The organism is Moorena sp. SIO4E2 (assembly GCF_010671945.1).
GTDB lineage: Bacteria > Cyanobacteriota > Cyanobacteriia > Cyanobacteriales > Coleofasciculaceae > Moorena > Moorena producens.
The window spans coordinates 1-12,131 of sequence record NZ_JAAHIE010000045.1 but is presented as its reverse complement, the minus strand read 5'-3'; the positions used below and the strand labels follow the sequence as shown (position 1 = coordinate 12,131).

General features: G+C 44.0%; 5 protein-coding genes. All 5 read left to right on the top strand.

The window, feature by feature from the left end:
• Nucleotides 1-1,040, top strand: a 1,040-nt coding sequence (locus F6K37_RS08075) for an RHS repeat-associated core domain-containing protein (RefSeq protein WP_287249405.1), incomplete at its 5' end; no start/stop codon positions are given.
• 214 nt (nt 1,041-1,254) lie between these two features.
• Nucleotides 1,255-10,317 carry a Tc toxin subunit A-related protein gene (locus F6K37_RS08070; RefSeq protein WP_287249403.1) on the top strand — a complete coding sequence of 3,021 codons (9,063 nt, stop codon included), beginning with the start codon at nt 1,255-1,257 and terminating at the stop codon, nt 10,315-10,317.
• A gap of 276 nt (nt 10,318-10,593) precedes the next feature.
• Entirely contained in the window at nt 10,594-10,848 is a 255-nt protein-coding gene (locus F6K37_RS08065) for a hypothetical protein (protein ID WP_287249401.1), read from the top strand.
• A 560-nt stretch (nt 10,849-11,408) separates the two neighbouring features.
• Nucleotides 11,409-11,669, top strand: a complete 261-nt coding sequence (locus F6K37_RS08060) for a hypothetical protein (RefSeq protein ID WP_287249399.1) — start codon at nt 11,409-11,411, stop codon at nt 11,667-11,669.
• A gap of 75 nt (nt 11,670-11,744) precedes the next feature.
• Entirely contained in the window at nt 11,745-12,005 is a 261-nt protein-coding gene (locus F6K37_RS08055; RefSeq protein ID WP_287249397.1) for a type II toxin-antitoxin system Phd/YefM family antitoxin, read from the top strand.
• The last annotated feature ends 126 nt before the right edge of the window (nt 12,006-12,131 follow it).

The window sequence follows — 12,131 nt, the reverse complement described above, 5'->3', positions numbered from 1 at the left end:
TCCCTTATGGGGGGACCGCATTTGTGGCAGGTAGTGAGGTGGAGGTGAAGTTGAAGCACTACCGCTATTCCGGTAAGGAACGGGATGGGAGTACGGGATTGTATTACTACGGTGCCCGGTATTATGCCCCTTGGTTGGGAAGGTGGATGAGTTGCGATCCAGCCGGTACTGTTGATGGGTTGAATTTGTATGCTTTTGTGGGGGGGAATCCGATTACATACATTGATGAAATTGGTACTGTAAGACACCCCCGTGCAGCAAAACAGAATGTAGAACAAACTAAGAAAAACCCACTGAGAGGAACTAAAGAAGCCAAGAAGGCACGTGAGGGACAACGACAGGAGAATCTAGCAAGCAGAAAGGACAAGAAATATAAGAATACAACAAAAAAATTGAAGCTTGGTTCATACAAAGACCCTGATAATAGAACCAAAGAAGAGCTTCAGTCATATCCTTCAGGAAGCTACGCCTATTTTAGGTATCTGTATCTAGCGGAAAAACTTAAAGACCTTTCACCACAAGGACTAGGACGAGTAGGCGATAACCCTGCATATGTAGAGGTCGATCATTCTCCACATGATGCTTCACAAAGAGGAGGCAAGTTAAGGGGAAAAGAAGAAGGAGGATTCGAACCTTTGCTTTATAGGGTAGCTGTACCACTACCTCGTGATTGGCATCGAAGGCACAAAACAACTCATGGTCCTCATGCAAGTCGATATGATGCAAAATTTTCACAAAATCAAGAACAACTAGTTGAAGCAGGCAAATATTATGAAGCCTTAAAAAAACACTTATTGGATACATTTAGCCCAGAAGCAATTGATAAAACTAATGCAAAAATAGTGGAGCAAGTTGCGAAATACACAATACAAGCTCTTGATTATGCCGAAAAAGGAAATATCCCCCAAAAGTTACATAAGCATCATAAAAGAAATACTAGCTTGATAAATTCTAAGCAGAGGCGGTATATTCAGAAGGAGTTAAAACAACAGCTGGATAATATTGCAAAGCTAAAAAATAATTTAAAAAATCCCTTTTAACATGCTACATATTTTCTCGGAATACCATGAAATTCAACCCAAAACCCACACTTAAAACCGAAAAAAAGAGGCAAAAATGTCAGATTTAACCGCAATAAAAAACCTTGAGCAAGCTAGTACGATCGCTTCCCTCGTAGGGTGCGAAGCACGATAGTGTAACGCACCGCAATCCCACCCAACCACCAAACTTAAACCCAAAAAAAAAGAGGTAAAAATGTCAGACTTAACCGCAATCAAAAACAACGAAATTCTCAAGCCATTCTTCGCACGCAACCAAGAAGTTGACTTACTAAGCTTTAAATTCTTCGATCAGAATGCTCTGACCTCATTAAATTGGGAAAGTTTAGACCAGGATCCCATTGTTGCTCGCCTCAAAGCCTGCCAACGACTATTGCGCCTGGGTGTTGATGCCCAAGAAGCAATGGCCATGTGCGAAAGCGATCGCAAATTAGATTCTGCCTTAGCCATCGCCTCCCTCTCCGAAACTGCTTTTGTGGAAGCGGCCAACTTTAGTAACCCCGAAAAGGCCAAATCAGTTCATCGCCAGGCCAGGGAAAAAACAGCAGGATTAATGGTCTTTTTGGCTAATGCCATTCAGTTTAGTTCCCCACGCCAGGCAACGGCATTATTTGACAGTGCCCAGGAAATCCGGAATAGTTTAGGGGATATTCCCAGCTACCCAGAATTATTTGGCAGTCTGGATTATTTACAATGCGAACCCTGTCAGTCGATTTTCAGTCCATCTGCCTATTTTGTGGATTTAATGCGGATGGTTGAGGAGTATATTGTTGAGGGTGACAATGACCTGAGTCTCAAGGGTCGCCGCCCCGATTTAGAAAATATTCTCTTGACCTGTGACAATACTAACGATACCGTTCCCTACACCCAAATTGTCAGCGAAGTTTTAGAAGAAAAACTCGAACAGGAACTGGGAGAAGACGATGTATTTCAACACCTGGCGACTGCTCTATATCCCCGGAATTTGCCCTTCAATCTTTACCTGGAACAGATACGGATTTATATCAGCAATTTAGAGACTAATCTGGCTGATATTTACCAAACCTTTCATCCTCAAGAACCTGACAGCACCCCTTGGGCGCGGGAATATATAGGACTTTCTCCAGAAGAAGATAAATTAATAACAACGCCTCAAACTGATGATTTAGCAGAGCGCTATGGTTTTGAGGGCGAGCCAGGGGATGATTTTTGGGGATTAAAGAAAAAAGAAACTTTCCTCAAACAAACAAAACTCTCTTGGCAGCAATTGGATGACTTGCTCTATCAAAATCTGTCATCAGCAGAAATTGAATCTGATGTAGCCCATCAATTTTTCATTAATCAACATTTTTCAGACAATAAATATCTGAACCTGAACGATAATGATGAAATTGAAAACCTGGATTTAACAGCACTCGATCGCATCGATCGCTTCTTACGTCTGGCCGCAAAACTGGATTGGTCTTTTGCCGATTTGGACTGGGTTCTCGCTTCTATTTCCTCGGATGGCAATAAAAAGATTGATGAAACAGCAATTCAAAAAATTGCCCAAATTAAGCGACTTCAAGTCCAAACCAAGTTGCCCTTAGATGTGCTGTGCAGTTTTTGGCACGACATGAAGACAATCGGGAAAGGTGACAAACCAGAACGCCCTCAAGACTTATTCAATCGCATCTTTAATAACCCGTTTACGTTTCAAGGACAAGAGGAATTTCCGCCAGAGGAACCTTGGGAAATTGATGGCACCGACGAGCGCAATTCTCTGCTGCGAAAGCGCCTCCTAGCTGCCTTGAAATTGAAGGATAAGGATTTTAATGTGCTAGTCCGGGGAATCTGGACTACAGAAGAAACAGTTACCTTAGACCTTACTAACTTGTCAGGACTTTTCCGGAATGCCCAAGTGCTTAATTTACTGGGATTAAAGGGAGAAGAGTATAAATTGCTGTTAAAGTTCCTCCATCTATCCTTGGCCTCTGTGGAACAACTGGAAAGCGACTGGCCGATGGATGAAGGGTCGGGCACGACCATCAACGATAAGACAGGCAGTAACAACGGGACTTTGCATGGAGAAGCGAACTGGCAGGAGGTAACGGACTTTCCTCAAGCTGCTACCAGAAAAGTGTTGCAGTTTAATGGCAGCGATAACTCCATCACCTTCAGCCAAACTCAATATTTTGGGAGCGAATATACCATTTCGGGTTGGTTCAAGAGTAGTTCCGATTCAGACCAAACGATTTTTGCCGCTACTCAATGGGGCGGACACAATCTGGCGGTCGAACTAAACAGGGATCGCAAATTGAGGTATTTACACCGGGTTCCCTCTGGAGGTTCGGGAGGGGAAAATATTTATTCTGAAAAGAGCTACGCAGATGGGACGTGGCATTACTTTGCGGCGGTCAAAGACCCTCGCTACATGAAACTGTATGTCGATGCAGAGCTAGTTGGTACTAAAGAAGAAAATCAATCGATTTCGGGCAACACCAACATTGTGATTGGTAAGATGGGTCGTGACACCGAAAATCGCTTTTTCAACGGTCAAATCGCAGCAGTCCGCATCTGGAATATTGCCCTACTTGCTGCCTATCAATTTGACATCGAACAATTAATCGCGATCGCTGACTTAGCTCAATGGCTGAAACTATCGGGTTTCACTGTCTACGAACTCGACTACATTCTTTATGGAATTGAGTCCGCTTCTGTGACCGTCGTTTTGCCAGAAAAGAATCTGGAATCCTTGATGAAGGATTTATGGAAAAACGTTCAACTACCAGAAGGGGATTTAAGTGACGACCAACGAAATGAATTGAATGAAGCAATTGCCAGCCATTATGGCATTGAGCCTGGTTTATTCTCTATCTTAGCCCAGTTGGGGGCCGAGTCAGTAGGAGCAGACGATTATATCGAACTGCTGTTAACTGAAGTCGAAATAGGAACGGAAGAATGGAATCAGATTGTGGGCTGTTTGAAATACATCTCGCAAATGTACTTGCTGGTTTTCAAGCTCCCCCTCACCGATCCAGAACTGACGAGCATTACCAATCATCCCCAAGCCTACAATATCGAATCCTTGACGGAACTAACAGTTGAAAATGTCCAGAGTCTCTACCGATTTAAGCATAAATTAGTGGGCAGCTTCGATGAACCCGATAATGGTCTAGTTGAATATCTGGAAGACCCTTCTATCGAAGATCTAGCTGAACTGACAGGTTGGAATGAACAACAAATTGAGCGAGTGATTGAGTATTTCAACCCCTCAGAAGAAGAACCCTCAGAAGAGGAACCCTCAGCAGAAGAAGAATTCTATGATTCAGTAGAAGGTTTGCTGAAACTTAAAGGATGTTTTGACCTCAGTTTCCTCCTGGGCTGCCGCGTTCAGATCTTATGCAATTTGTGCGATTTATTGAAGGAGGGAGCGGCAAGTGAAGATTGGGACACTTATCAAAGTCAAGCCAACTCGATAGCTAATTTAACCCAAGCGAAGTACGGTTACCAAGAATGGACTGAAGTTTTTGGAAAGCTCAATGGCGCTGTTACAGAACGCCAAAGCCAAATTCTCTCTGAGTTTGCGTTGTGGAAACTAGAGATGGCAAACTTGCGCCAACTTTCGGAATATCTGCTGCTGGATGTGGAGATGACCAGTTGTGCTTGTAACTCCCGCATTCAGTTGGCAATTTTGTCGGTGCAAACCTATTTGCAGCGCTGTCAAATGGGGATAGAACCGGGTGTGAGTGAGGTAAAGATTCCCCCGGTGTGGTGGGAATGGATTATGAATTACCGCCTGTGGGAAGCGAATCGCAAGGTGTTTTTGTACCCGGAAAACTACATCGACCCCAGTTTGCGTCAGGATGCGTCTCCTATTTTTAAGGAGTTGCAGGATGAGTTATTACAGTCGGAAATTACAGCAGCTACCGTAGAAGTGGCTTATCGCAATTATTTTGATAAGTTGGCGGAACTGGCAAAACTGCAAATTGTTGATAGCGGTATTTTTGAGGTGCAAACGCCGAAAAGTCCTGAACCCATTGAAACCTTGTTCATTTTGGCCAAAACCCTAACTCAACCCCATACCTTCTATTATCGAACTTGCGAACGACCTTCCGATAATAAACCCCTGTGGGGACATTGGCAAAAAATTGACCTGCAAATTAACTCGGATTATTTGGCCCCAGTCTATGCATTTAATCGTTTGTTTGTTTTTTGGGTGGAAACGAAGGAAATTGAAAAACCCCAGGGCAATGATGTAAATGACACGGTGAAGATTACCCAGGCAACGATTAAGTATTCATTTGAGAATGTTGGTCAGAAATGGGTGGCACCCCAAGACCTGGTTACAGATGTAGAAATTCCCAGTGATAAGGTAGACGATCCCAGCTTGGGCAAGGATTTTTGGCAGCAGGTTTATCCCATGGTAGTTCCAGAGCCAAGCCTCCAATCTGGACTGATAACAAGTGTCCTTGGCGGCTTGCAGTCTGTGTTAGCATGCAAATTTAATGACAAACAAGACTCGTTTTTTAAACAAAGAAACAAAAATCTTAAAGAGCCGGAATCAGAATTGAAAGCAACAATTGCTAGCGATCTGATATCGTCTCCTACACCTTTCTTGGAAAAAGACAGTAGTTCTATAAAACTTTCGGTGGCACGTTCTCGTTTAGCAGCAACAACAGTAGGGAATCTAGCTATCTTCGCTGGGGGTAGTGCTGACGATTATTCAAATGTAGTGGATGTTTTTGAATACCAAAACGGGACTTTGGTAAAAAAAGAACACAACTTAACACTTTCGGTGGCACGTTCTAATTTAGCAGCAACAACAGTAGGGAATCTAGCTATCTTCGCTGGGGGCTTCAATAACAATGATCGTTTTTCGGACGCAGTGGATGTTTTTGAATACCAAAACGGGACTTTGGTAAGAAAAGAACTTGAACTCACACTTTCAGAGGGACGTGATCATCCAGCAGCAACAACAGTAGGAAATCTAGCTATCTTCGCTGGGGGTCGTGCTGACGATTATTCAAATGTAGTGGATGTTTTTGAATACCAAAACGGGACTTTGAAAAGAATAGAACTCGGCCTCGAATTGTCAGAGCAACGTAGTTTTTTAGCAGCAACAACAGTAGGGAATCTAGCTATCTTCGCTGGGGGCTACAATGACGAGTATTCGGAAGTAGTGGATGTTTTTGAATATAAAAACGGGACTTTGGTCAAAAGAGAACTCGAGCTCACACTTGACCAGGCACGTTCTCGTTTAGCAGCAACAACAGTAGGGAATCTAGCTATTTTTGCTGGGGGCTCATCTATTCATAGTTTGGACGGAGTGGATGTTTTTGAATATCAAAACGGGACTTTGGTCAAAAAAGAACTCGACCTCGAATTGTCAGAGGCACGTTCTCATTTAGCAGCGACAACAGTAGGGAATCTAGCTATCTTCGCTGGGGGTATTAATAACGATTCTTCGGACGTAGTGGATGTTTTTGAATATCAAAACGGGACTTTGGACAAAAAAGAACTAGACCTCGAATTGTCAGAGGCACGTTTTCGTTTAGCAGCGACAACAGTAGGGAATCTAGCTATCTTCGCTGGGGGCGAGCCTCTGTCGGAAGCTGTGGATGTTTTTTCTATCCCCAGTCCCAGCTTCAGTCTTTTACCCTCTAGCCCCGAGCTTCCAAGCAATACCACCGTTACCCCCATCAAAAACCAATCCGAAGCCTTTACCCTGCACAACCGTAGCGAAGCTTTCTCCGCTTTATCTGAAGCTGATCAACTTTCCCCCGTTGCCCGCCTTACCACTAGCGCCATCCGGCACTTCAATCATACCCTGTTTGCTGAAGGTTTAGATGGTTTGCTCTCTCTGGAGTCTCAAAGTATATCCGAAGAATCAAACTTTCCACCGGAATTTAACGAGGATATCAGCCTCGACTTTGACGGGGCTTATGGAGCTTACTTTTGGGAAATTTTCTTCCACATTCCCTTCTTAATTGCCTCCACCTTAAACGCTAACCAACGCTATAACGAAGCCCGTAAGTGGTATCAGTATATCTTTGACCCGACAACTCCGCCTCCGGATCATACAGAAGGGCTAGTAGGCTACTGGCCAATGAACGAGGGGAGCGGGAGTGATATCTTAGATAACAAAGGCGATAACAATGGGACTATAAAAGGGACTCTCCAATGGAAAACTGTCAATGATTTTCCCGGTGCTAGCTCCAGAAGCGTGCTGGAGTTTGATGGCAATAGAGATAACTACGTTGAGATTAACAATCCTTTTAATAACTCACAAAGTTTTACCATTTCCTTGTGGGTCAAGCCCTCAATTCCTGAGGACGATAATTATTATAAAGGATTCATTGGCGAACAAGATGGCCCCATTGAGAGCAGAATGCCAAGTCTATGGATGATTAGGAGATCCAATCAGAATTTCGCATTGCATGTAGATTCTTACGATAGTAGTGGAAACAGATTTTTATTTAACTTGGAGGATTTTTACACATCGTCGATGAACGGGTGGGTTCACATTACTTGGGTTAAAGATGGCAATCAATATAGAGTTTATCGTAATGGTAAACTTTTTGGAATCGCAGAAGCACCACCAGAAGTTGCCAACGTTGACAATTCTGACAGCAAGTATTGGATAGGAAAAGCAAGCGGCGATCCTTGGTATGGCGAAATTGCTGAAGTTCAGATTTGGGATCGGGCTATTAACATTGAACGCTTCTGGCAATTCCTACCCTTCCGAGGCAATACCCTCCAAGACCTCAAAGAAATCTTAACCAACGAAGCCGCCATCGAAGCCTACAAAGAAAATCCCTTTGACCCCCATGCCATTGCTCGCCTGCGGATTGGTGCCTATGAAAAATCCGTGGTGATGCGCTATATCGACAACCTGCTTGACTGGGCAGACTCCCTCTTTACCCAAGACACCTGGGAGGCCATTACCCAAGCTACAACCCTATATATGCTCGCCCATGACTTGCTCGGTCCGAAACCCGAAAATGTCGGTCAGGTACGCACCCCAGAACCCGCCAGCTTTGCAGATATTCGCGCACATTATGGAGATGCAGGAAGCATTCCCGAATTCCTGATCGACCTAGAAAACTATTTAGACGACAACCTTCTGAGTAACTTTGGCAATAATGTGCCCTTTAACGCCATTGATGCTTATTTCTGCGTCAGCGAAAACCCAGAACTGGCCCAATACTGGGAACGAGTCGAAGACCGCCTGTTCAAAATCCGCCACTGCCAAAATATCCAAGGCGTGGAACGACAACTAGCCTTGTTCGCACCCCCCATCGACCCCAACCAATTAGTGCGCCTAGCCGCTGCTGGGGATGGTTCCCTCAATTTAGCCACCACCGACACTGTACCCCACTATCGCTTCTCCCACTTGCTAGAACGGGCTAAAGCCATGACCTCAACTGTCATGCAACTGGGTTCTACTCTGCTCAATACCCTAGAGAAAAAAGATGCCGAAGAACTAGCAGTGTTGCGTGCTACCCAAGAACCGATCTTGTTACAATTGATTACCAAAACTAAAGAAAAGCAAATTGAAGAAGCACAAGCCAACCTGGTAGCATTGCAACAGAGTTTAACCTCAGCCCAAGGTCGCGGTCAACACTATCAAAACTTAATCACGGCAGGATGGAACGGAGGGGAACAAGCTACGGTAACTCTGATGGGTGAAGCCTTAATCCCCCAGGTTGCTGCAACTGCGGTTCGTGGTGCTGCGATCGTGGGCCACTTATTGCCCAATACCTTTGGATTTGCCTTTGGCGGGATGGAATTTGGGGAGGCGATTAATATGGGAGCTGCCACGTTAGATGGTATAGCAGGTATTCTCACTCACAGTGCTTCTCTGGCCTCAACCATCGCTCAATTCCAACGTCGGGAAGAAGACTGGCAATTCCAAGAGCAAATGGCAGAATGGGATACCGAGCAAATCGAAGCCCAAATTGAAGTGGCAAAGGTGCGCATCGAGCTAGCTCAAGCGGATTTAGAGGTTCACCAGCAGAGTATCGCCCATTCCCAAGAGGTAGAACAATTCCTGAAAGACAAATTTACCAACAAAGACTTGTATCAATGGATGTTAGGTCGCTTGTCTGGTTTGTATTTCCAGACCTACAAAATTGCTTTGGAAATGGCCTATTCTGCCCAAAAAGCCTACCAGTACGAATTGAACCAGGACGACATCTACATCGAACCCATCCATTGGGACGGCAACAAAAAAGGATTGTTGGCAGGGGAAAGCTTGATGTTAGAACTCAACCAACTGGAGAAGGCTTATCTGGATGGAAACGAACGCCGCTTGGAAATCGAAAAAATTGTTTCCCTGGGTCAACTCGACCCCCAAGCTTTCCTGGAGTTAAAGACAACAGGAGAATGCCACTTTAGCTTTGACGAAAAGCTGTTTGCCCTCGACTTCCCCAGTCATTACTGCCGTCAAATCAAAACCATCGAGCTGTCGATTCCTGCAGTGGTCGGACCTTACCAAAATATTAACGCCACACTTACCCAAGACGGGGACAAGGTCTTAATCAAACCCGATACCAATGCGGTTAAGTGGTTGCTAACCCTAGAAGGTAACGAACCCGATACGGGAACCTTACGGCAAGATTGGCGGAAAAACCAACAAATTGCTATCTCCAAGGGAGTCAACGATAGCGGTATGTTCGTTCTCAACTTCCAAGAGGAGCGGTATTTGCCCTTTGAAGGCACAGGAGCGATTTCCGACTGGATATTGAAAATGCCGAAAGCCAACAATAGCTTCGACTTTGAGAGTATCACCGATGTGATTATCACCCTCAGGTACACAGCACTGCAAGGGGGTTCTACTATTTCTAACACTGTAGCCGACAACCTCACTAAGTTTACCGGACAGGTGGTTCTTAACTTAAAGCAACAGTTACTCCAAAGTCCAAATCACAACGAGCTATCCTTTGTTGTCTCACCCAATCTATTCCGTGGCAACCTGAAAAACTACAGTATTTCCGCCTCTACTGAAGAACGCTCCAGTATTTACTTGCAACTGCACTTATCCGACAGCGGTAATCAGGTCAATCCATTACCCACCCTGAATCTAACCATCGCTGGCAATGAAGCAATTTCGCTCAAACTTAACAAAGATGAAAACGGTATTGTTTCCGCAACACCCGAGGAGTATAACGACAAAAATGACAACATTTTTACACAGCCTTGGTTACTTTCAGATCAAGATGAAAGCGGATTTCTCAGTCCAGAGAACTTGACAGGTATTGTTTTGGTTTTGGCTTACGAAGGTGAGATTGACTGGTAAAAAACTTAAGTAAGATCGCCTTTTGGTAGCATATCTTGTAGGGTGCGTTAACGCAAGTGTAACGCACCTATTTTTTGTAGGATGCGAAGCATTTTGTTAACGCACCGAAATCAAATCCAACTGACGGAATTAAACCCCTTTTTTTAAACAAGCTTCCATTTCATTACCGTACGATTTATTTCAATTACCCCTCAAAAAAAAAATTATCAAAACCCTTGACAAAGTATACTATAATCGTTATGATTATAGTATACACTTCAAAAACACTTTTGAACTATGCCTGACAACTTTCGCCCGAATCAAGAAAACAATCCTGAGGAAATCACTCCTAGTAATACTCCTCAGGAACCTTCCCAAAAAAAATACCCCGTTCAGCATATTCTGAAGGGGTCCCGCCGGGCAATAAGCAACACCATGTATACCCTTTCTGCACTGCGTTATGCCCAAATTTCGGACTGGAGCCCCCTTCAGCCCACTGGAATTCCTGGCGAATTTATCACAACTATGACGAAGTACATAATTCTAGATTAGACTAACTTAGTAGGGGGGGTTTCCCCCCTAGCCCAAGAATCAAATCTGTTCGCCTAGGGTGACCTTTGGTCAATTGGATCGGATTATTTCTGGGTTGGTGTACGAAGTTCAGGCATAGTAAGATTTCCTAGCCGTGGAAGGTATTTCTGCGGCTACTTTTTTTGGGGAGTTTAAGGTTATTTGGTTGAAGGTTGAAGGTTGAAGGTTGAAGGTTGAAGGTTAGTTAGAAGGTTGAAGGTTAGTTAGAAGGTTGAAGGTTAGTTAGAAGGTTGAAGGTTAGGAGGTTGAAGGTTGAAGGTTAGAAGGTTAGTTAGAAGGTTGAAGGTTAGTTAGAAGGTTGAAGGTTAGTTAGAAGGTTGAAGGTTAGTTAGAAGGTTGAAGGTTAGTTAGAAGGTTGAAGGTTAGTTAGAAGGTTGAAGGTTAGTTAGAAGGTTGAAGGTTAGTTAGAAGGTTGTTCGCCTTTGGCGTTCGAGAAGGGTAGGTTATTAGGTTGAACGCGATGGACGTTCGCGTAGCGTCGGCTCTGCCGAGAGTCCCGCTTTCAGCGATCGCGTGGCCTATTGGCCAAGGTTATTAGGCGTTGCATATTGTTGTGGAATGGGGATGTTGGTGGAACGGGCATCTTGGTGGAATGGGAATCTTGGTGGAATGGGGATGTTGGTGGAATGGGGATGTTGGTGGAATGGGGATGTTGGTGGAATGGGGATGTTGGTGGAATGGGGATGTTGGTGGAATGGGGATGTTGGTGGAATGGGGATGTTGGTGGAATGGGCATCTTGCCCGTTCCATTTCTGACTGATGAATGCTTACGGGATTCCTAAATATGATCAGACGAATATATTCCTGTTCTACCGAATTGAGAACTGCTATAATAACAAAAAGAGGTAATCAAAAAAATGGAAAAGCTGACAGTTACTGCTACCCAAAAAGAGTTAATTAACCTAGTTGAATCAGTCACAGAAGAAAACAAAGTTTATGAAATCGAGATTTCTAATGGATCTGCTGTTTTAATTTCTAGAAAAAACTATGAAAGCTTACAAGAAACCTTAGAATTACTTTCCATCCCTGGAATGAGGGAAAGCCTACAAAGATCCCTTGAACAAATAACCAATAAGGAAACCTACTCCCTAGATGAAGTCTTGGGAGATATTGATTAATGGTTTACGAAGTTCGTTTTACCAAAGAGGCTAAAAAGGATGTTGCCAAACTTACGCCCAAATTAAAGCAAAAACTTAAAACAATGATTCAGGACACGATCAGTATAAATCCTTATGCTGGTAAAA